Annotated in this window: 20 protein-coding genes; 5 read left to right on the top strand and 15 right to left on the bottom strand. The window is 54.1% G+C overall.

Going from position 1 to position 19,997, the window contains the following annotated elements; translation table 11 throughout:
• Positions 1-139: 139 nt before the first annotated feature.
• The 6 genes from AB6T85_RS00535 to AB6T85_RS00510 all read right to left on the bottom strand — a co-directional run bounded on the left by AB6T85_RS00535 (position 140) and on the right by AB6T85_RS00510 (position 5,183).
• Positions 140-1,324 (bottom strand): aminotransferase-like domain-containing protein, encoded by a 1,185-nt coding sequence (locus AB6T85_RS00535; protein WP_253460755.1) that lies wholly within the window; start codon positions 1,322-1,324, stop codon positions 140-142.
• A gap of 201 nt (positions 1,325-1,525) precedes the next feature.
• Positions 1,526-1,873, bottom strand: coding sequence for a hypothetical protein (locus tag AB6T85_RS00530; RefSeq protein ID WP_253460752.1), 348 nt, complete (start codon positions 1,871-1,873; stop codon positions 1,526-1,528).
• A gap of 4 nt (positions 1,874-1,877) precedes the next feature.
• Complete coding sequence (locus AB6T85_RS00525; RefSeq protein ID WP_253460749.1) at positions 1,878-2,861, bottom strand: TauD/TfdA family dioxygenase; 984 nt, start codon at positions 2,859-2,861, stop codon at positions 1,878-1,880.
• A 46-nt stretch (positions 2,862-2,907) separates the two neighbouring features.
• Positions 2,908-3,639, bottom strand: a complete 732-nt coding sequence (locus AB6T85_RS00520) for an SDR family NAD(P)-dependent oxidoreductase (protein ID WP_253460746.1) — start codon at positions 3,637-3,639, stop codon at positions 2,908-2,910.
• Positions 3,623-4,348, bottom strand: a complete 726-nt coding sequence (locus AB6T85_RS00515) for a 2OG-Fe dioxygenase family protein (protein WP_301252192.1) — start codon at positions 4,346-4,348, stop codon at positions 3,623-3,625. The genes AB6T85_RS00520 and AB6T85_RS00515 overlap by 17 nt, the downstream gene beginning before the upstream one ends.
• 4 nt (positions 4,349-4,352) lie before the next feature.
• On the bottom strand, positions 4,353-5,183 hold the full coding sequence (locus AB6T85_RS00510) for a hypothetical protein (RefSeq protein ID WP_253460740.1): 831 nt from the start codon (positions 5,181-5,183) through the stop codon (positions 4,353-4,355).
• 660 nt (positions 5,184-5,843) lie between these two features.
• Here AB6T85_RS00510 and pyk point away from each other — a divergent pair.
• Positions 5,844-7,286 (top strand): pyruvate kinase, encoded by a 1,443-nt coding sequence (pyk, locus tag AB6T85_RS00505; RefSeq protein ID WP_125287906.1) that lies wholly within the window; start codon positions 5,844-5,846, stop codon positions 7,284-7,286.
• A 151-nt stretch (positions 7,287-7,437) separates the two neighbouring features.
• Complete coding sequence (locus AB6T85_RS00500; RefSeq protein ID WP_369894566.1) at positions 7,438-8,667, top strand: MFS transporter; 1,230 nt, start codon at positions 7,438-7,440, stop codon at positions 8,665-8,667.
• 29 nt (positions 8,668-8,696) lie between these two features.
• Here the strand turns inward: AB6T85_RS00500 and lpxM are convergent, their stop codons facing one another.
• From lpxM to znuA, 3 genes are all read right to left on the bottom strand, one after another.
• Positions 8,697-9,665 carry a lauroyl-Kdo(2)-lipid IV(A) myristoyltransferase gene (gene lpxM, locus AB6T85_RS00495; RefSeq protein ID WP_301729443.1) on the bottom strand — a complete coding sequence of 323 codons (969 nt, stop codon included), beginning with the start codon at positions 9,663-9,665 and terminating at the stop codon, positions 8,697-8,699.
• Positions 9,666-9,793: 128 nt separating this feature from the next.
• Positions 9,794-11,125 (bottom strand): murein DD-endopeptidase MepM, encoded by a 1,332-nt coding sequence (gene mepM / locus AB6T85_RS00490; protein ID WP_369894565.1) that lies wholly within the window; start codon positions 11,123-11,125, stop codon positions 9,794-9,796.
• Positions 11,126-11,137: 12 nt separating this feature from the next.
• Positions 11,138-12,085, bottom strand: coding sequence for a zinc ABC transporter substrate-binding protein ZnuA (znuA, locus tag AB6T85_RS00485; protein WP_253460729.1), 948 nt, complete (start codon positions 12,083-12,085; stop codon positions 11,138-11,140).
• Between the two features lie 77 nt (positions 12,086-12,162).
• On the opposite strand from znuA, the gene znuC reads away from it, so the two are divergent.
• On the top strand, positions 12,163-12,915 hold the full coding sequence (znuC, locus tag AB6T85_RS00480) for a zinc ABC transporter ATP-binding protein ZnuC (RefSeq protein ID WP_253460726.1): 753 nt from the start codon (positions 12,163-12,165) through the stop codon (positions 12,913-12,915).
• Positions 12,912-13,697 carry a zinc ABC transporter permease subunit ZnuB gene (gene znuB / locus AB6T85_RS00475; RefSeq protein ID WP_369894564.1) on the top strand — a complete coding sequence of 262 codons (786 nt, stop codon included), beginning with the start codon at positions 12,912-12,914 and terminating at the stop codon, positions 13,695-13,697. The genes znuC and znuB overlap by 4 nt, the downstream gene beginning before the upstream one ends.
• Before the next feature lie 54 nt (positions 13,698-13,751).
• Here znuB and ruvB read toward each other — a convergent pair whose 3' ends face one another.
• The 6 genes from ruvB to aspS form a co-directional block, all read right to left on the bottom strand.
• Positions 13,752-14,756 carry a Holliday junction branch migration DNA helicase RuvB gene (gene ruvB / locus AB6T85_RS00470; RefSeq protein ID WP_125287913.1) on the bottom strand — a complete coding sequence of 335 codons (1,005 nt, stop codon included), beginning with the start codon at positions 14,754-14,756 and terminating at the stop codon, positions 13,752-13,754.
• 8 nt (positions 14,757-14,764) lie between these two features.
• The gene (gene ruvA, locus AB6T85_RS00465) at positions 14,765-15,382 is read right to left on the bottom strand and encodes a Holliday junction branch migration protein RuvA (protein WP_125287914.1); all 618 of its coding nucleotides are present in this window, start codon (positions 15,380-15,382) and stop codon (positions 14,765-14,767) included.
• A 73-nt stretch (positions 15,383-15,455) separates the two neighbouring features.
• Positions 15,456-15,980 (bottom strand): crossover junction endodeoxyribonuclease RuvC, encoded by a 525-nt coding sequence (gene ruvC / locus AB6T85_RS00460; RefSeq protein ID WP_253460721.1) that lies wholly within the window; start codon positions 15,978-15,980, stop codon positions 15,456-15,458.
• 34 nt (positions 15,981-16,014) lie between these two features.
• Positions 16,015-16,758 (bottom strand): YebC/PmpR family DNA-binding transcriptional regulator, encoded by a 744-nt coding sequence (locus AB6T85_RS00455; RefSeq protein ID WP_253460718.1) that lies wholly within the window; start codon positions 16,756-16,758, stop codon positions 16,015-16,017.
• Positions 16,759-16,936: 178 nt separating this feature from the next.
• The gene (nudB, locus tag AB6T85_RS00450) at positions 16,937-17,371 is read right to left on the bottom strand and encodes a dihydroneopterin triphosphate diphosphatase (RefSeq protein ID WP_253460715.1); all 435 of its coding nucleotides are present in this window, start codon (positions 17,369-17,371) and stop codon (positions 16,937-16,939) included.
• Position 17,372: 1 nt separating this feature from the next.
• Complete coding sequence (aspS, locus tag AB6T85_RS00445) at positions 17,373-19,151, bottom strand: aspartate--tRNA ligase (protein WP_369894563.1); 1,779 nt, start codon at positions 19,149-19,151, stop codon at positions 17,373-17,375.
• Between the two features lie 267 nt (positions 19,152-19,418).
• On the opposite strand from aspS, the gene AB6T85_RS00440 reads away from it, so the two are divergent.
• Positions 19,419-19,982, top strand: a complete 564-nt coding sequence (locus AB6T85_RS00440; RefSeq protein WP_301252217.1) for a hydrolase — start codon at positions 19,419-19,421, stop codon at positions 19,980-19,982.
• Positions 19,983-19,997: the final 15 nt, after the last annotated feature.

Below are 19,997 nucleotides of genomic sequence, written 5' to 3'. Positions count from 1 at the left end.
TCTTATGTTTTACTGTCTGCCGCTGCATTTTTTACATACGTAACCTGCCCCGTTCATTAACAGCAGGCACGATTAAGGGCGGCAAAAGCCGCGCTGCGATCGAGAACCATTAGCCGTAAAGCTAACGATCCTTATTGGACTATTTTATTTTTTTCAGCGCCCTGGAAATTCGTATCACTGCTTCCCGCGCCGTTTCTGCGGTAAGCATGGAATAAGAGAGCCGCAGTGAATTTTTTTGCGGATCCCGCGCAAAAAACACTTCTCCGGGTACGAACACGACATTTTCTTTAATACATTCCTGCAAAAGCTGCGAGGCGTCGATACCCTCCGCGAGGTGACACCACAGGAACATTCCCCCATCAGGCGTATTCCACGTGATATCGCCGCCTGAATATTCATGTAAGGATCCAATCAGGTAATCGCGTCGGTCTTTGTAGGTGGCCTTTAATATCTCCACTCTTTCATTGATTCTACCGGACTCAATATAATGTGCGGCTATGCTTTGATTTAAAGTAGAAGTATGCAAATCTAATGCCTGCTTGGCGACAACCGTTGCCATGTGGAAATGTTCGGGCACGGCCAGCCAGCCCAATCGTAATCCTGGTGAGAAGATTTTTGAGAAGCTGGACATATAGCAGACGTTATGATTTTTACCGAACAGACTTTGCGCGACAGAAAATATTGAGGGAACGGGGTCACCGCTGAAGCGCAGATGCCCATAAGGATCGTCTTCAATAATAACCACCTGGTATTGTTGCGACAGCTTAGCGATTTTCACGCGCTGTTCATAACTGATGGTATTACCGGTAGGGTTGGCGAAGTTTGGCGTAAGGTAAACCATTTTCACCCCGCCTGCCGCCATCTCTTTTTCCAGCAGGTTCAGTTCAATACCTTCAGAATCATATTCCAGCTCAACGACCGTGGCGTCGGTATAGCCAAAAATTTGCAGCGCCGCCAGATAAGTTGGCCGTTCAACAAATACTTTGTCACCCTTTTCAAGGAAAACGCGACTTAAAAGATCGATAGCCTGTTGCGACCCGTTAGTAATAATAATGCTTTCCGCATCCACATTCAGATTATGCCCGCTGTTCCAGCGAGAAAGCTGCTCACGCAGGTGTTCCTCGCCTTCGGTAACGCTATACTGGAATAAACCTCTGTGCTCACGAGATAAAATATCTTTGAGAACGGTATCGATACCTTCAACATCGATAAGATCGGTGGCAGGAATTCCTCCTGCAAGCGATATAACACCGGGAATTTTGCTGAATTTCAGCAATTCTCTGACAGCAGAGGATTTGATACCAGCGGACTTTTTAGAAAGCATTGCTCACTCCCAATGAAAATTATTTTTTTAATCGCCGTTTTATCTTACTGTTAAAATTCTGTAACTACAATAATGTGAGGAGCCTAATTGCGCGGTAATCATTACTTTTTTCCATGTAAAAAAGCCGCCCGCAGCAAAGCCAGGCAGCGTTTGTTAGCTTCTATTTTTTTGCAACATAAACCGGGGAAATGGCTACCTGAATCAGACCTTATTTATAAATACAAGGTTTTTTGAGGTTAAAAATTGCGTATAGATTTTTAACTTCTCTTGATCGAGGGCGGTATAGTTGAAAATTTTAGTTTCTTCCGAAATTCTGGTAAGAATCCCTGCTAATCCCAGTAATATGTTGTCCCACTTATCTTCCTCGAGTGAAATAACAATATTTTCACTGTCGGCTACAGCTTCATGTAGACTGGAGCCGATGGCAACAAAGGGAGAAGTATCCGCTTCTTCCGGATAGTAACCTTTCACTACGCAAGCGTTATCGGTCAGCGCCGCATCGATTTTACTCAGGTTGACGACTGAATCACTGATGATAAGATTTTTCATAATATTAATAAGTTAACCCAAGGTATCTTTTTGATTCATCTGCCGCGTGATGGCGGGCCATGTTTGCACTACCGTACAGGCGCACCATCCAGCGATCCAGCCCGTTATATCGGGCTACAAACTTCTGTCGGGAATGCAGGGTACGCTGATTTTTAAACAGCAACATATCGCCTGGTGGAAGCTGAAGGCGGTGATAATGCTTAACCTTCTTGGTGGCTTCCATAAAAATGTTTAAGCTGACCAGCGCAGGATAGTCAACAGGAATAACCGTATCCATATCTGTCCTGTTGTAGTACATCCCGTCTTTGATGCCAAGGATAGCTAGCGGCCCTTTCAACTCATCGCCATTAAATGACGATGGCATCCGAAAGTAGTATTTTTTCTCACATAGCTCGTCAATAACGCGTTGTTCAAGCTGTTGCAACACCTCATCCAGCTCCACGACTTCTGTGAAGACGTCCGGATCCGGGCGTATACCATAGAAAGATAAAATTTCCGGCGAACCTGATACATTATTGGTTTCCTCCGGGATTATCGGCAGGATCGGATTTGAAACATGCATATCCAACGTTAATGCGCTGCCGTGAGAGCTGACTCTTTTTGCCCTTTTTCGCGTCGGCACCACGTGACGGAACAGGAGCCCTTTGTTCTCACGCAGATAAGATATCGGGAAAATACCGCAGGCTGCGAAAACAGCAAACTGCATGACGCTGGCTATCGGCAGATCGGCGTTATCAACATAGCCGGTATAAGGTGTCTCTTTAACGTTATAGTCAAAAGGCAGACCGTTGACGCGCAGAATATTTCCTTCACCAGGCATAAAACCAATTAGAGCGGCGAACGTCTCCGGGCTAAGGATATTTTTAACTTGTTCTTTCAGACTTGAGAGCGAGGAAAAAAGCATCTCATCATCAAACTCTTTAAAACTTTCAGCCAGTCTTTTCAGGCCCTGCTGTTCTTCCCATGAAATCCATACGGTTTCGATCACTGATATTCTCCAGTAATTATTTAACGCAGCTGTTAACAGACCGCTATTACAAATCTTTGCCGCAGGTCCATCCGCCATCAATAACAAAATTCGCGCCGTTGATAAATTGCGAATTTCTGTCGGAGAGCAGATTAACCACGGCGGCAATATCCTGGGGTTCGCCTGTTCGGGTTGAATACATTCCACTGTATATTTTTTTCATGGTGGCTTCTTCATGAAAATAGTGTTCAGTCATTCCCGTACGGGTAATAGCCGGTGATACTGAGTTACACCTTATTCCTTGACGACCAAACTCCAGAGCGAACTGTTTTGTCAGGCCAATTAAAGCATGTTTCGACGAGACATAGGCGGTTCTGTCAGGTTCAGCCAGAATCCCGCTTACAGAAGCAATGTTAACAATACTTCCCTCTTTGTTTTGTGCGACCAGCTTTCTGCAAAAGTTTCTCGAAATTAGAAAAGGCGCGGTGGTATTGATTGCATATACAGCCGACCAGTTTTCAAGACTCAGGTCCAGCAAGGGTACGATCTCCCTGATACCGGCAGCGTTGATCAGAAGGTTGTATTCGCCGAACGGTAAGTCATTGAATGAATTTTCATTCAGAGCATTCAGGTCCATCAAATCCGTTCTGATAAATTTAAAGCCATCACGAACTATATCGTTTTCAAGATCCAGTCCGAATACCTGATAGTTCCTCTCGAGCAGGGAGTAAACGATTTCTTTGCCAATACCGCCATTACTTCCGGTAACAATTGCTATATTTTCATTCAATACCTTCACCCGTTTCCCTTTTTTGGAAAGTTACCAGGATGATATCCCTGTGCAAAAATGCATTATCGTCATATTCCTCTGGCACACTCATTGGCGTGACCGCATGAAAACAGCGATGATTAACCACTAACGTATCAAAGGTTTTTTTCATCCTTAATACACGGTCAATCCTCTTAGGATGCTTAGCTATTATGCTTTCTCCGCCGACAAGATCTTCCGAAACATCCACCAGATGCATAAAAACGACGTCCTCATCATCTTTGTGTAGCCATGCAGGAGAACTGTACGCCGGTTCTTTTCCCGCGTTATAGCGAAACAGATGTACACCAATCATTAACTCTTCAACGGGCGGCATGTCTTCGATATTTTTTACAATGTCGATATCTGTTTTCACTATCTTATTGAACAGCGCTGTTTTGAGGATTTCCGCACCGATATTTTGATAGTCTCTGACCACGCCACCTGTTACGGGATTATATCTTTTAGTTTGCTGATAAGGTTCAAACTTTCCATAAGTTACCTCGTTGTTCTGCCAGGCAACCTGAATATAATTTCTTAATCGATTTCCTTCAGAATAGGTATCCAAAGGCATATCGGCAAAATTAGCCTTTAAAATTTTAAGCTCATCTTCAGCAATGGTGAAATCTGTGAAGTTCTTAAGATTAAACTTAGCGTAACCCTGCCCTTGTAAATCCTGAACAATATTATCTATTTCCATTTTTCTACGTCCACCAGACCACTTTATTATCGATATAACCGATAAAGCGACCGGAGCTGATCCTCTCGTTCTCTACCGAACTGGTCACGCCATGGAGATAGGAAGCATTGAGAAAATAAAGATCGCCAGGTTTTAAACGCACTGTGAAACTTTCAAAGCTATCAGCGAACGCCAATGGATAAGGATAACCTGTGTCCAGAACATCAAATTCTTTACGGATATTGTCATCCGGCCTACAGTTCCACACCTTCAGTTCCCCGCCGTTAGCAGCATCGCAAACGCACAGATTGGAAGAAATAACGTTTTTAGCCGCTGCAATTTCATAACCGTCTTGCTCAGCAAATTTTAACTGGGCGCTGTCATCATGTGGCCATAACGACATATTACCGTTGTCCAGCCATCGTCTGGTGGTGGCAAAATTGGCATTATGGCTTTTAAACGCCGACGGTCGATAAGAAATTTTTTCCTGAGAAAAGAAATTTTCCAGCTGTTTATCCATATAAAGCGTTCTCACTACATCATCAGACATACCCTGATATAAATTCAGAACGTCCGCATCCGACTCCAGGGTGGCATTGATGTATTCCATTCCGGTTTTATGGAATTGTGAAGAACCTATCTGTTCTGTTTTCACAAAGCCGTCATCCGGGCGGTGATTGCCTTTTATCCGCATAATTTCATAAAAATTACTTTTTATTTTTTCACAGACCGCCGGGTCTACCGCATTACGAATGATATAAAGCACTCTGCCATCAGCATTTCCTTCCAGGATGATTTTTGATATTTTATATAAGTCCAGGTCTTCGATAACGTCTTCATAGTATTGGAACGGCATACACCCTCACAAAAGTTATTATTGTTATTCCCCTGATACAAAATAATAAATCAATTGTTATAATATGGTTATGTTTTAACACCTGGTTTTTTTAACGTCAACATTATTACTCATTGGGCATTGTCATCGGCGACCAAATTCCACTTTTGTTTTAAGCGTGAAAGTCCTCTCTGTGGATAATAAACTTAAGTGATAATTATTTCGCGAGCGTTGTGAATGATTACTGTTGATAAATTAGTCGCTACTATCCGTTGGTTTGCGGCTTCGCTCTGGCATTAAATGCTGCGCCCGTGAGAATAGCGGCGTACAGAGTGGCTACAGTCTGTCGGAAAACACGGCTAATTTAAGGCATTTTCTCGGCGGTTTTTTTCTTCAGAATCGGAATAATCGCTTAAGCTTTTTGCTCCCTTTTTGCTACCGGATCGTCTGGTGAGATTACGCCGCCTGTTAAAATTGCGGCGGCGGACGGAGACAAGGTGGTGACTTCAGCCACGCGTCCCAGTATTGTATCCATTGAGGGCTTTGCCGCCCGTCTGCAGAACCAATACTAAAAGAAACAGAACGGTTCCCGCTTTGTTTCATCAGTATAGATGTGCACAGATGCACCGCGGGTGACGGCCTGACCTTTCATCCGTGGTTTTTAAACACAAGGAACTCCCCATGACTCGACGTTTAAGAAGAACCAAGATCGTTACCACCCTGGGTCCGGCTACCGATCGCGACAATAATCTCGAAAAAATTATCGCTGCCGGGGCCAACGTGGTTCGACTTAACTTCTCACACGGGACGCCAGAAGATCATATGCAGCGCGCCAGCAACGTGCGCGCAATTGCGGCAAAGCTGGGCCGTCATGTGGCCATTCTGGGCGATCTTCAGGGCCCTAAAATTCGTGTATCCACCTTTAAAGAAGGCAAAGTCTTCCTTAACCAGGGCGACCGCTTTTTGCTGGATGCCAGCCTGAGTAAAGGCGAAGGCGATAAAGAAAAGGTAGGCATCGACTATAAAGGCCTGCCGGCCGACGTTGTGCCGGGCGATATCCTGCTGCTGGACGACGGCCGCGTACAGTTGAAAGTACTGGAAGTCCAGGGCATGAAAGTCTTTACCGAAGTCACCGTCGGCGGCCCGCTTTCCAATAATAAAGGCATCAATAAGCTGGGCGGCGGGCTGTCTGCCGACGCGCTGACGGAAAAAGATAAAGCGGACATTATCACCGCCGCTAAAATCGACGTGGATTATCTGGCCGTCTCCTTCCCACGCTGCGGCGAAGATCTGAATTACGCTCGCCGTCTGGCTCGCGAAGCAGGCTGCGAGGCGAAAATCGTGTCTAAAGTTGAACGGGCGGAAGCCGTAGCGTCGCAGGAAGCCATGGATGACATTATCCTGGCGTCGGACGTGGTGATGGTCGCCAGGGGCGATTTGGGCGTTGAAATTGGCGATCCGGAACTGGTCGGCATCCAGAAAGCGCTGATCCGCCGCGCTCGCCAGCTGAACCGTTCGGTTATCACCGCAACCCAAATGATGGAGTCGATGATCACCAATCCTATGCCGACGCGCGCAGAAGTTATGGACGTGGCGAATGCCGTGCTGGACGGAACCGATGCCGTTATGCTGTCGGCGGAAACCGCAGCGGGCCAGTATCCGGCGGAAACCGTCACAGCCATGGCTAAGGTCTGCCTTGGCGCGGAGAAAATCCCGAGTATCAACGTCTCCAAGCACCGTCTGGACGTGCAGTTCGACAATATCGAAGAGGCCATCGCCATGTCCGCGATGTACGCCGCCAACCATCTTCAGGGCGTTACCGCGATTATCACCATGACGGAGTCCGGCCGCACCGCGCTGATGACCTCACGCATCACTTCCGGCCTGCCGATTTTTGCGATGTCGCGCCATGAGCACACGTTAAACCTCACCGCGCTGTATCGCGGCGTGACGCCGGTCTATTTCGACAGCAACAATGACGGCGTGGTTGCGGCGCATGATGCGATTAATCTGCTGCGTGATAAAGGCTTCCTGATGTCTGGCGATCTGGTCATCGTCACCCAGGGCGACGTTATGAGCACCACCGGCACCACCAATACCAGCCGCGTGCTGCGGGTAGAATAACGCTTACGGTTATCGGGCCTTCGCGCCCGATAACTTTTTCCACCCTGCTGTTCCCTTTTCCGCTATTTTTTCAGCAACTTTTTGTCCGCCCGTCATACAACTCCCGTATGCTGTCGCGATTTAGATCCTGTTTACTCTGGAAGGAGCCTTAATGCCCGCTTTTGTTCCGGTGACGGCCATCACTCGTCGCCATTTGATTTTTCCCCTTTCGCTGGTGCTGTTTGAGTTCGCCAGCTATATCGCCCATGACATGATCCAGCCCGGAATGCTGCTGGTGACCAACGAGTTCGGCGTCGGCCCGGAATGGGTTTCCGCCTCGCTAACCGCCTATCTGGCCGGCGGCATCGTGCTGCAATGGCTGCTGGGGCCGCTTTCCGACAAGCTTGGCCGCAGGCCGGTGATGCTGGCAGGCGTGGCCTTTTTTACCCTGGCCTGCGTGGGGACGCATTGGGTCGGCTCCGTCGGGCAGTTTATTCTGATGCGCTTCCTGCAGGGCACCAGCCTCTGTTTTATTGGCGCGGTCGGCTATGCCGCCATCCAGGAAGCCTTTAACGAAGCCCTGAGCGTGAAAATGATGGCGCTGATGGCTAACGTAGCGCTACTGGCACCGTTGGCAGGCCCGCTGGCCGGTGCCGCCTTTCTCTCGGTGGGCGAATGGCGCACGATGTTCTGGCTGTTCGGCGCCGTCAGCGCGGTAGCGCTGGTCGGCCTGTGGCGAACGATGCCGGAAACCGCGGGCGACCGCAGCACCTCCGTTTCAGTTAAGTCGTTGGGCAAAGGCTATCTTAGCCTGGTGCGGGATCGCCAGGTGATGAGCGGTTCGCTGGCTATCGGCCTGGTCAGTATTCCCTGCCTGGGCTGGGTAGCGCTGTCGCCGGTGATCCTGATCCATGACGAGCATCTTTCCCGTATGACCTACGCGCTGCTCCAGCTGCCGGTGTTTGTGGCGATGATTATCGGCAATCTGACCCTGGGCCGTCTGTCCGGCCGCGTACCGATTGAGCAGCCGCTGAAGCTGGCCGCGTGGCCGATCCTGATTGGCCTGGCGGTAGCAACGCTTGCCAGCGCGCTGAACGCCCACAGCTACCTCTGGCTTACCGCAGGCCTGAGCCTGTACGGTTTTGGCACGGGGCTGGTTAACGCCGGCCTGTACCGCCTGACGCTGTTTTCCAGCTCGTCGGGCAAAGGCAGCGTCGCCGCGATGCTGGGCATGGTGAGTATTCTGGTCTTTACGTTAGGGATCGAAGCGGTGAAAAGCGCCTATTTCAGCGGCGGCAGCTTCTGGTTCAGCCTGGTCAATCTGGCCTGCGGACTGCTCTGGTTCTGGCTGGTGAAAGCCTTTCTGCGCGAGCGTAACCGACGGATAGCGTTGGCACAGTAAAAAAGCCCCGCCAGACGGCGGGGCTTTTTTTATTTTTTAGGGAAAAGATCTTTGCGGCGGTAAGGCTCAGTCTCACCCTCTTTGCGGGTCTTCAGCAGCTTCAAAATCCAGGCGTACTGCTCAGGATTAGGCCGCACCAGAAGCTCCACTTCCTCATTCATTCTGCGCGCCAGCGTTTTATCATCCGCTGCCAGCAGATCGTCCATTGGCGAGCGCAAATAGATATCAAGCCGATGCGTTTTGCTGTTGTAAACCGGGAACAGCGGCACCACGCGGGCACGGCAGACCTTCATCAGCCTGCCTAACGCAGGCAGCGTGGCCTTGTAGGTGGCGAAGAAATCCACGAATTCGCTGTGCTCTGCGCCATGATCCTCATCCGGTAAGTAATAGCCACAGTATCCCTGGCGCACCGAGCTGATAAACGGCTTGATGCCGTTATCCCGGGAGTGCATACGGCCGCCAAAACGGCGGCGCACCGCGTTCCAGATATAGTCCATTACCGGGTTCCGCTGGTGATGGAACATGGCCGCCATTTTATGCCCTTCCGAAGCCAGCGCCATTGCCGGGATATCCACCGCCCAGCCGTGCGGTACCAGAAAGATGATGTTCTGATTTTGCGCGCCGATCTGCTCAATAATTTCTTTATTATGCCAGGTGATACGCTGCACTGCATGGGCCGGACGCAGAGCCAGCTCGGCCATCATCACTATAGACTGCGGCGCCGTGGCGAACATTTCATCAATGATTTTTTCGCGATCGGCTTCTGCTACCTCAGGCATACAGTAAAACAAATTAATTTGCGCACGACGTCGCGCGCTCTTCGCATATTTTCCGGCGAAGCGCCCCAGCGCGCCCAGTAACGGATCCCGCATTTTTGCCGGGAGCCAGGCCATTCCGGCGCAAAGCCCAATCGCCAGCCAGCTTCCCCAATAGCGCGGCAGCAGAAAGGATTTCCGAAAGGTGGGAATAAATTCATTATTGCTTTTCTTGTTTTCCATGCACTCGCCTCAAATTCTGAGCGGCTAATGATAGTGCCGACGCACAATTTTGCAATGCCCGCCTCATTTTACCCATAAAGAAAAGCCGACGGCTAAAGCGTCGGCTTTTTTCGCGGGAAAGTTAATGCTTACTTAAAGCGCAGCTGTGGCGTGACTTCGCGAACCTGCGCCAGATAATCGTTGCGGTCTTTACCGGTCAGCCCTTCCATACGCGGCAGCTTCGCCGTGAGCGGATTGACGGCCTGGTTGTTGATCCAGACTTCAAAGTGCAGATGCGGCCCCGTTGAGCGGCCGGTATTGCCGCTCAGACCAACGCGCTCGCCGCGCTTCACTTTATCGCCTGGCTTCACCAGCAGCTTTTTCATATGCATATAGCGCGTCATATACTGACGGCCATGACGAATGGCAACATAGTTGCCCGCGCCGCCGCTGCGTTTTGCCACGATCACTTCACCGTCGCCTACCGCCAGCACCGGCGTGCCCAGCGGGATAGCGAAGTCCACGCCCTTATGCGGCGCGACACGACCGGTCACCGGATTCAGGCGATGCGGGTTGAAGTTGGATGACACGCGATACTGTCTGGCCGTCGGGAAGCGCATAAAGCCGTGCGCCAGTCCGGCGCCGCTGCGATCGTAGAATTTGCCGTCGGCAGCGCGAATCGCATAGTAGTCTTTGCCGCCGGTTTGCAGACGAACGCCGGCAAGGCGGCTCTGCTGGCTCTTGCCATCCATCATCTCGCGTGACATCAGCACGGAGAAACGGTCGCCGTTACGCAACTTACGGAAGTCCATCTGCCACTGCAACGCTTTGATCACGGCGCTGATTTCGCCGCTGCTCAGCCCGGCGTTTCGCGCGCTGGTCACGAAACTGCCCTCCACCGTGCCGGAGAGCACGTTGTTTTGCCACTCGCCCTGCTGAACCGCAGCGGAGGATTTAAAGGTGTTGCCGGAACGATCGTAGGTGCGGGTTTCGCGGCGCGACGCTTCCCATGTTAGCCGCTGCAGCTGGCCGTCGTCGGTTAACGTCCAGGAGAGCTGCTGACCAATTTGCAGGTTACGCAGATCCTTATCCACCTTGACCAGCTGGTTGATATCTCCCATATCGATGCCATACTGATTAAGAACGCTGCTTAACGTATCTCCCGATGACACCACGTAATCATGCGTGCCGGTTTCGCTGGGCACATCCTGGTCTATCTCATCTTTCGGCACGTCGTCATCAGGCGAAGGCATATCCTGATCGATTGGCTCGCTGGCTTCCGGCAACAGCGTACGCAGCTGCTCTTTATCCAGCTCTATGCTTTTGACGATCGGATTTTCACCGCTGACGGTGGGATGGTAAACGAAAGGCCGCCATACGGAGACGGCCAGCGTAACAACGGTGAGCGAACCCAGCATAACGCGGTGGGTTCGCGGCAATGTATTAAACGCCATAGCGACAGCGCGGGCAATTTGCTGCACGTATTAGTTCCTCTAAGCTCCTTTCAGGCAGCTCGCGTACTGGCTGGACAGCTGTGAGAGGAATTTCACATAGCTGTCTCTTCCCGGAGTGATGTCCGTTCCCAGCGGATCCAGCGTTCCTGTACGCACTTTGGTTCCTCTGGCAACAGCATCGATCACGGCCGGCCTGAATTGTGGCTCAGCAAAGACGCAGACGGCCTTTTGCTCAACCAACTCTGTTCGAATTTGATGTAAACGCTGAGCGCCGGGCTGGATTTCAGGGTTGACGGTAAAATGACCCGCAGGAGTCAGACCGAAATGTTTTTCAAAGTAGGTGTAAGCATCGTGAAAAACGAAATAACCCTTCCCTTTTACCGGCTCAAGCTGAGCGGCTATTTGCGTATCAGCCGTGGCCAATTCTGCCTCAAAATGCTGCAGGTTCGCGTCTAGTTTGTCTCTGCTCTGCGGCATAAGTTCCAATAATTTTGCATGGATTGCAACCGCAGATTGCCTTGCGATTTCCGGGGACATCCACAAGTGCATATTATATTCGCCGTGGTGGTGCGCATGGGCATGTTCATCCGCTGCTTCAGCGCCCTCCTCATGCTCGTGCGCATCGTCATCCGCCCCACGAACCAGCAGGGGTTTAACCGCCGTTAACTCAGCCAGTTCGAGGTTTTTTTGCGCGGGCAGCGCGGCGACCGCCTTCGGCAAGAAAGCCTCCATTTCCGGCCCGATCCAGACCACAAGATCCGCGCTCTGCAGGCGTTTAATGTCCGAAGGACGCAGCGCGTAGTCATGCTCTGAAGCCCCATCCGGCAGTAAAATTTCCACCGGCGTAACGCCATCGGCAATAGCGGCAGCGATAAAGCCCAACGGTTTAACAGAGGCCACTACCGCAGCCTGGGCGGTAGAGGTCAGCGAAGCGGCAAATCCCAGGGCAGAAAGCAGCGTTAACAAGGGCTTGGTTTTATGTAACATAATGATTCAGTCCATCGTGACAGGTCGAAGAATTGTGATATTATAACATTCGATAACTTCTGCAACCCGTAATCACTATGACCTCACTGATTAGCCTTGAAAAAATTTCCGTCAGCTTTGGTCAGCGCGCCGTGCTTTCTAACGTTTCGCTGACGCTGGAGCCGGGCAAAATATTAACGCTGCTCGGGCCTAACGGTGCCGGTAAGTCTACGCTGGTGCGCGTGGTACTGGGACTGATTTCGCCAACGCGAGGCAGCGTGGTGCGCCACGAACAGCTGCGTATTGGCTACGTGCCGCAAAAAATTCATCTGGACGCTACGCTGCCGCTGACCGTCGAGCGCTTTATGCTGCTGCGCGGCGGCGTCAAGCGCGGCGATATCCTGCCCGCGCTGAAAAGGGTGCAGGCCGCACAGCTGGTGGACGCGCCGCTGCAAAAGCTCTCCGGCGGGGAAATGCAGCGCGTGCTGCTGGCCCGCGCCCTGCTCAACCAGCCGCAGCTGCTGGTGCTGGACGAGCCGACGCAGGGCGTTGACGTGAACGGCCAGGTGGCGCTTTACGATCTGATCGATCAGCTACGGCGCGAGCTGAACTGTGGCGTGCTGATGGTTTCCCATGATTTGCATCTGGTAATGGCAAAGACCGACGAGGTGCTGTGCCTGAATCAGCATATCTGCTGTTCCGGTACGCCGGAGGCGGTCTCTCAGCATCCGGAATTTATCTCTATGTTTGGCCCGCGCGGCGCCGAGCAGCTGGCTATCTATCGCCATCAGCATAACCATCGTCACGACCTTCAGGGACGTATCGTTTTACGCAGAGGACAAACCAAGTGATTGAACTGTTGCTGCCCGGCTGGCTGGCGGGTTTCTTTCTGGCGCTGGCGGCTGGCCCGCTCGGCTCGTTTGTGGTCTGGCGCCGCATGTCCTATTTTGGCGATACGCTGGCGCACGCTTCACTGCTTGGCGTGGCTTTTGGACTGTTGCTGAACGTCAGCCCGTTTTATGCGGTGAACGCCGTTACGCTGCTGCTGGCGCTGCTGCTGGTCTGGCTGGAGCGTCGGCCGCATCTGGCTATCGATACGCTGCTGGGCATTATGGCGCACAGCGCGCTGTCGCTGGGCCTGGTGGTGGTCAGCCTGATGTCCGGCGTGCGGGTGGATCTGATGGCCTATCTGTTCGGCGATCTGCTGTCCGTGACGCCGACCGATCTTTATACCATCGCCGCTGGCGTGGTCGTGGTGCTGGCGGTGCTGGCGGCTAACTGGCGCTCGCTGCTTTCCATGACCATCAGCCCGGAGCTGGCCCAGGTAGACGGCGTCAATATCCAGCGGACTAAGATGGTGTTGATGCTGGTAACGGCGCTGACCATCGGCGTGGCGATGAAGTTCGTCGGCGCGTTGATTATCACCTCGCTGCTGATCATTCCTGCCGCAACGGCACGACGGTTTGCGCGCTCGCCGGAGCAGATGGCTGGGGTCGCGGTGCTGGTGGGGATTCTGGCGGTGACTGCCGGCCTGACCTTCTCCGCCTTTTACGATACGCCGGCCGGGCCGTCGGTGGTGCTGGGCGCGTCGCTGATGTTTATGCTCAGCATGGTAAAAAAACCGGCGGTCTGAAACGTCCGTCAGGGAAAGAAAAAACCGGTCGTCGCTGACCGGTTTTTTTATGGCTTACTCTTCCCGCGTGATGCCGAAGTGCTTATAGGCATGCTGCGTCGCCATCCGGCCGCGCGGCGTGCGCTGAATAAAGCCCTGCTGGATCAGATAAGGCTCCAGCACGTCCTCAATGGTTTCGCGCTCTTCGCCGATCGCCGCCGCCAGGTTGTCCAGCCCGACCGGGCCGCCGGTAAACTTATCGATGATCGCCAGCAGCAGCTTGCGGTCCATGTAATCAAAGCCTTCCGTGTCCACGTTCAGCATATCCAGCGCTCTGGCGGCCACGTCGCCGCTCAGGCTGCCCTGCGCTTTGACCTCGGAGAAATCCCTGACGCGGCGCAGCAGACGGTTGGCGATACGCGGCGTGCCGCGCGAGCGGCGGGCGATTTCCAGCGCGCCCTCTTCGCTCAGCGGCAGGCCCAGACAGCTGGCGCTGCGGCCGACGATATGCTGAAGGTCTTTCACCTGATAAAACTCCAGACGCTGCACGATACCGAAACGGTCACGCAGCGGCGACGTTAGCGAGCCGGCCCGCGTCGTCGCGCCAATCAGGGTAAACGGCGGCAGATCCAGCTTGATGGAGCGCGCGGCCGGGCCTTCACCGATCATAATATCCAGCTGATAGTCTTCCATCGCCGGATAAAGCACCTCTTCCACCACCGGCGAAAGACGATGGATCTCATCGATAAAGAGCACGTCGTGCGGTTCAAGGTTGGTCAGCATGGCGGCCAGGTCGCCCGCTTTCTCCAGCACCGGCCCGGAGGTGGTGCGCAGGTTGACGCCCAGCTCGTTGGCGACGATCCCGGCCAGCGTGGTTTTCCCCAGCCCCGGCGGGCCGAAGACCAGCAGATGATCCAGCGCGTCGCCGCGCATTTTGGCGGCCTGGATAAAAATCTCCATCTGCTCACGCACTACCGGCTGGCCGACATACTCTTCCAGCAGCTTCGGCCGGATGGCGCGATCAATGACTTCTTCTTCGCTGAAGGTTCCCGGCGATACCAGGCGATCGGCTTCAATCATGCTTTACCTCAAATAGCTGCGCGCAGGGCTTCACGGATCAGCGTTTCACAATCTGCATCCGGGCGGCCGACTTTGCCGATCATCCGGCTGGCTTCCTGAGGTTTATACCCCAGCGACACCAGTGCGGCAACGGCTTCCTCTTCCGCGCTGTTGCCTGCGGCAGGCGCCTGCACTTCGCTGGTCAGCGCGAAAGGCGCATCGGCGGCAAACAGGTCGCCATGCATCCCTTTAAAGCGGTCTTTCATTTCGACCACCAGACGCTCGGCGGTCTTTTTGCCCACGCCCGGCAGCTTCACCAGCGAGGCGATCTCTTCGCGCTCTACGGCCGTAACAAACTGCTGCGCCGACATGCCGGACAGGATCGCCAGCGCCAGCTTTGGCCCAACGCCGTTAACCTTGATCAGCTCGCGAAACAGCGCTCTCTCCTGACGGCTGTTGAAACCGAACAGCAGCTGCGCGTCCTCGCGCACCACAAAGTGGGTGAACAGCGTTGCTTCGTGATCCAGCTCGGGAAGCTCATAAAAACAGGTCATCGGCATATGCACTTCATAACCCACGCCGCCGACTTCCAACAGCACCAGCGGCGGCTGTTTTTCCAGAATCTTGCCTCTCAGACGACCTATCACCGTAAGCTTCCTTCAGAAATGTGTTAATGCGGGGATTTATATCATAAAAAAAGCTGGATAGATATCCAGCTTATCAGGAACGCAGGCGACCGCGCGCCAGGTTGAGTTTGCCTTCGCCCAGCCGGTTAATATTCTGGCTGAGATGGCAGTGGGTGATGGCGATAGCCAGCGCATCTGCCGCGTCCGCCTGCGGGCTGGCGGAGAGCTTCAGCAGCGTTTTCACCATATGCTGCACCTGGCTTTTCTCTGCGCTGCCGATGCCGACCACGGTTTGCTTGACCTGACGCGCCGCGTATTCGAACACCGGCAGATCGTGATTGACCGCCGCCACGATGGCCGCGCCGCGAGCCTGGCCCAGCTTCAGCGCCGAATCGGCGTTTTTCGCCATAAAGACCTGCTCAATGGCGAAGTATTCCGGCTGAAACTGGGTAATGATCTCGCTGACGCCCGCATAAATCAGCTTCAGGCGGGACGGCAGATCGGTCGAATTGGTGCGGATGCAGCCGCTGCCCAGGTAGGTCAACTGGCGACCTACCTGACGGATAATACCGTAGCCGGTTATCCGCGAGCCGGGATCGATACCTAAAATGATCGCCATTACGCCTCTCCCGGCCGTTGCGTGAAGTGCGCCATTACAGCGTTGCCGCGACCTCGTCGGAGATCTCGCCGTTATGGTAAACTTCCTGCACGTCGTCGCAATCTTCCAGCATATCGATCAGGCGCAGCAGCTTCGGCGCCGTTTCCGCATCCATATCCGCTTTGGTGGAAGGGATCATGGTGACTTCGGCGCTGTCGGCAGTCAGGCCCGCTGCGGCCAGCGCGTCTTTCACTTCGCCCAGCGATTCCCACGCGGTAAAGACATCCATCGCGCCGTCGTCATAGGTCACCACGTCGTCCGCACCCGCTTCCAGCGCGGCATCCATCAGGGTGTCTTCTTCCAGACCCGGAGCGAAAGAGATCACGCCTTTGCGGGTAAACAGATAGGCCACGGAGCCGTCGGTGCCCAGGTTGCCACCGGTTTTGGTGAAGGCGTGACGCACTTCGGAAACGGTACGGTTGCGGTTGTCGCTCAGGCATTCCACCATCACCGCCGTGCCGCCAGGACCATAGCCTTCATAGATGATGGTTTCCATGTTGCTGTCGTCTTCGCCGCCCACGCCGCGCGCGATAGCACGGTTCATGGTATCGCGCGTCATGTTGTTGGACAGCGCCTTATCCATTGCCGCGCGCAGGCGCGGGTTAGAACCCGGATCGCCGCCGCCCAGCTTAGCTGCCGTAACCAGCTCGCGGATAATTTTGGTGAAAATTTTACCGCGTTTGGCATCCTGAGCCGCTTTACGGTGCTTGGTGTTAGCCCATTTACTGTGACCAGCCATTAACTCTTTCTCCAGATATAGATCGGACAGGCTATCCTGCGCGTGATGTTGTCCGCTGGCAGTGTCCGCAGTCCTCACGGACGCATGCCGGCAGCGAACAAACTCACCGCGCCGATAAAAGCCTGAACATTTAACTAATTCCATCCCTTTACCCGGCCATTAGCCAGAAGCCAGGGAGCTAAACTACAAATTCTTCAATGGCCTGGCGGTTGCTCCAGGACTTGCACAGCGCCGCGCCTTCTGCGGCCGCCATCCAGCGCCAGGCCAGATGCTCGCTTAGCGTGACCGGCTGTTCGGCAGGCAGCGCCAGATAAAACCAGTGTTCGCTGTTATGCGTGACCTCCGGCGCGTAGCGGTGGCGAAAATGCGCAAAGATTTCGAATTCTATCCGACGCCGGCAGTCCACTAATGTGAGCTGCCCGGCGTTGATATCAATCCCTGTTTCTTCCAGCACTTCCCGCCGCGCGGTTTCCGCCAGGCTTTCGCCCTCTTCCTGACTGCCGGTAACGGATTGCCAGAAATCCGGATCGTCGCGCCGTTGCAGCATCAGCACCCGCCCGGTATCGCGGGCGAAGATCACCACCAGAACCGATACGGGCCGCTTGAAAGCCATCTTAGTTGCTCTCAGGCTTATCCTTTTTTATCACCTGGATCCCCAGCTCCGTCAGCGAAGCCGGATTGGCGAAGCTTGGCGCTTCGGTCATCAGGCAGGCCGCCGCCGTGGTTTTCGGGAAGGCGATAACGTCGCGGATGTTGTCGGTGCCGGTTAACAGCATAACCAGGCGATCCAGACCAAAGGCTAAACCAGCGTGCGGCGGCGTACCGAACTTCAGCGCATCCAGCAGGAAGCCGAACTTCTCACGCTGCTCCTGCTCGGTGATGCCCAGAATGCCGAATACCGTCTGCTGCATGTCGCCACGGTGAATACGCACCGAGCCGCCGCCCACTTCGTAGCCGTTGATCACCATGTCATAGGCGTTGGCGATCGCCGTTTCCGGCGCGTTTTTCAGATCGATTGGTGTCATGTCGCGCGGCGCGGTGAACGGATGGTGCATCGCAGTCAGCCCGCCTTCGCCGTCGTCTTCAAACATTGGGAAGTCAACGACCCACAGCGGCGCCCAGGCGTTGCCGTTGGTAATATCCAGGTCGCGACCCAGCTTCAGGCGCAGCGCGCCCAGCGCGTCGGCCACGATTTTCTCGCTGTCCGCGCCAAAGAAGATCGCGTCGCCGTCAGCGGCCTCGGTACGGCTCAGGATCGCTTCCACGATGTCCGCGTTCAGGAACTTGGCGACCGGGCTGCTGACGCCTTCCAGACCTTTGGCGCGTTCGTTGACTTTCATCCACGCCAGGCCTTTCGCGCCGTAGATTTCGACAAACTTGCCGTATTCATCAATCTGCTTGCGGCTGAGCTGAGCACCGCCCGGCACGCGCAGCGCGGCGACGCGGCCTTTGGCATCGTTGGCCGGGCCGGAGAAGACCTTGAACTCTACATCTTTCAGCAGATCGGCCACGTCCACCAGCTCCATCGGGTTACGCAGATCCGGCTTGTCGGAACCGTAACGGCGCATTGCTTCGGCGAAGGTCATCATCGGGAAATCGCCCAGTTCGACGCCTTTCACGTCCTGCCACAGCTCGCGCACCATTTTCTCCATGATTTCCCGCACCTGTGGCGCGGTCATAAAGGAGGTTTCGACGTCGATCTGGGTAAATTCAGGCTGGCGGTCGGCGCGCAGATCTTCATCGCGGAAGCATTTGACGATCTGATAGTAGCGGTCGAAGCCGGACATCATCAGCAGCTGCTTGAACAGCTGAGGCGACTGCGGCAGCGCATAGAATTTGCCTTTGTGCACGCGGCTCGGCACCAGATAGTCGCGCGCGCCTTCCGGCGTGGCTTTGGTCAGCATCGGCGTTTCGATATCCAGAAAGCCGTTGTCGTCCATAAAGCGGCGCACGAAGCTGGTGATTTTCGCGCGGGCCTTCAGGCGCTGCGCCATATCCGGACGACGCAGATCCAGATAGCGATATTTCAGGCGCGCTTCTTCGCTGTTGGTCTGATTGGGATCCAGTGGCAGCGGCTCGGCGCGGTTGATAATGGTCAGATCGGTGGCGAACACTTCTACTTCGCCCGTTGCCATCTCGCTGTTTTTGTTTTTTTCGTCACGCGCACGCACGGTGCCGATCAGCTGGATACAGAACTCGTTACGCAGTTCAGAGGCCAGCTGAAAGGCTTCCTGGCGATCGGGATCGAAAAAGACCTGCACGATGCCTTCACGGTCGCGCATATCGATGAAGATCAGGCTGCCCAGATCGCGGCGGCGGTTAACCCATCCGCAAAGTGTCACCTGTTGGCCTACGTGAGACAGGTTGATCTGTCCGCAATACTCGGTACGCATAACGCTATCCTTTTAACTTCGCCGCTCGCGGGCAGCATCTTTAGTTATCTGTTCGGGGCGATGCCGCCGCGAAAAAGGCGGCTATTATAATGGAAAAAGCCCGGCGCGATAAGAGTCGCTTCCTGCAAGCTATGCCGAAAGTCGCTACAATTAGCCTGCGCCTCACAAAAGCTAACAAATTTCCCGCGTCTCTGACATTGTTGTTATCGCGCATTAAGGCTGACTGCCTGTATTCTCAACGGTTTTCCCCAAACACCCGGAGCAAGTATGTTGGAATTAAACGCTGCAACCACCGCGCTGGTGCTGATCGATTTGCAGGAAGGCATTCTGCCTTTCGCTGGCGGCCCTTATAAGGCAGAAGACGTGGTGGCCCGTTCGGCAAAGCTGGCCGATAAATTCCGCGCCGTCAATGCGCCCGTCGTGCTGGTGCGCGTGGGCTGGGCGAAAGATTTCGGCGACGCGCCGAAGCAGGTAGTTGATAACAGCCACGGCGGCCCGCTGCCGGAAAACTGGTGGGACTGGCCGACAGCCCTGGGCAAACAGGACAGCGATATTGAAGTGATCAAACATCAGTGGGGCGCGTTTTACGGCACCGATCTGGAGCTGCAGCTGCGTCGTCGCGGTATTGATACTATTGTGCTGGGCGGCATCTCGACCAATATCGGCGTGGAATCTACCGCCCGTAACGCCTGGGAGCTGGGCTTTAACCTGATCGTCGCGGAAGATATCTGTAGCGCGGGCAGCAGCGAAGAGCACAACGGCAGCTTTAAGCATATTTTCCCCCGTCTGGGTCGTGTACGCACCTCAGACGAGATTATGGCCGCGCTGTAATTTTCCCCGCGATCG

It is taken from the genome of Erwinia aeris (genome assembly GCF_041224955.1).
GTDB classification, from domain to species: Bacteria; Pseudomonadota; Gammaproteobacteria; order Enterobacterales; family Enterobacteriaceae; genus Erwinia; species Erwinia aeris.
The sequence above is the reverse complement of the archived record's forward strand: the minus strand, read 5'-3'. Positions and strand labels throughout refer to the sequence as shown.

What these genes read in the sequence shown, in the direction of transcription:
- AB6T85_RS00535 (WP_253460755.1), bottom strand. Translation starts at nt 1,324, where the DNA reads ATGCTTTCTAAAAAGTCCGCTGGTATCAAATCCTCTGCTGTCAGAGAA.
- AB6T85_RS00530 (WP_253460752.1), bottom strand. Translation starts at nt 1,873, where the DNA reads ATGAAAAATCTTATCATCAGTGATTCAGTCGTCAACCTGAGTAAAATC.
- AB6T85_RS00515 (WP_301252192.1), bottom strand. Translation starts at nt 4,348, where the DNA reads ATGGAAATAGATAATATTGTTCAGGATTTACAAGGGCAGGGTTACGCT.
- AB6T85_RS00510 (WP_253460740.1), bottom strand. Translation starts at nt 5,183, where the DNA reads ATGCCGTTCCAATACTATGAAGACGTTATCGAAGACCTGGACTTATAT.
- pyk (WP_125287906.1), top strand. Translation starts at nt 5,844, where the DNA reads ATGACTCGACGTTTAAGAAGAACCAAGATCGTTACCACCCTGGGTCCG.
- AB6T85_RS00500 (WP_369894566.1), top strand. Translation starts at nt 7,438, where the DNA reads ATGCCCGCTTTTGTTCCGGTGACGGCCATCACTCGTCGCCATTTGATT.
- lpxM (WP_301729443.1), bottom strand. Translation starts at nt 9,665, where the DNA reads ATGGAAAACAAGAAAAGCAATAATGAATTTATTCCCACCTTTCGGAAA.
- znuA (WP_253460729.1), bottom strand. Translation starts at nt 12,085, where the DNA reads ATGTTACATAAAACCAAGCCCTTGTTAACGCTGCTTTCTGCCCTGGGA.
- znuC (WP_253460726.1), top strand. Translation starts at nt 12,163, where the DNA reads ATGACCTCACTGATTAGCCTTGAAAAAATTTCCGTCAGCTTTGGTCAG.
- ruvB (WP_125287913.1), bottom strand. Translation starts at nt 14,756, where the DNA reads ATGATTGAAGCCGATCGCCTGGTATCGCCGGGAACCTTCAGCGAAGAA.
- ruvC (WP_253460721.1), bottom strand. Translation starts at nt 15,980, where the DNA reads ATGGCGATCATTTTAGGTATCGATCCCGGCTCGCGGATAACCGGCTAC.
- AB6T85_RS00455 (WP_253460718.1), bottom strand. Translation starts at nt 16,758, where the DNA reads ATGGCTGGTCACAGTAAATGGGCTAACACCAAGCACCGTAAAGCGGCT.
- nudB (WP_253460715.1), bottom strand. Translation starts at nt 17,371, where the DNA reads ATGGCTTTCAAGCGGCCCGTATCGGTTCTGGTGGTGATCTTCGCCCGC.
- aspS (WP_369894563.1), bottom strand. Translation starts at nt 19,151, where the DNA reads ATGCGTACCGAGTATTGCGGACAGATCAACCTGTCTCACGTAGGCCAA.
- AB6T85_RS00440 (WP_301252217.1), top strand. Translation starts at nt 19,419, where the DNA reads ATGTTGGAATTAAACGCTGCAACCACCGCGCTGGTGCTGATCGATTTG.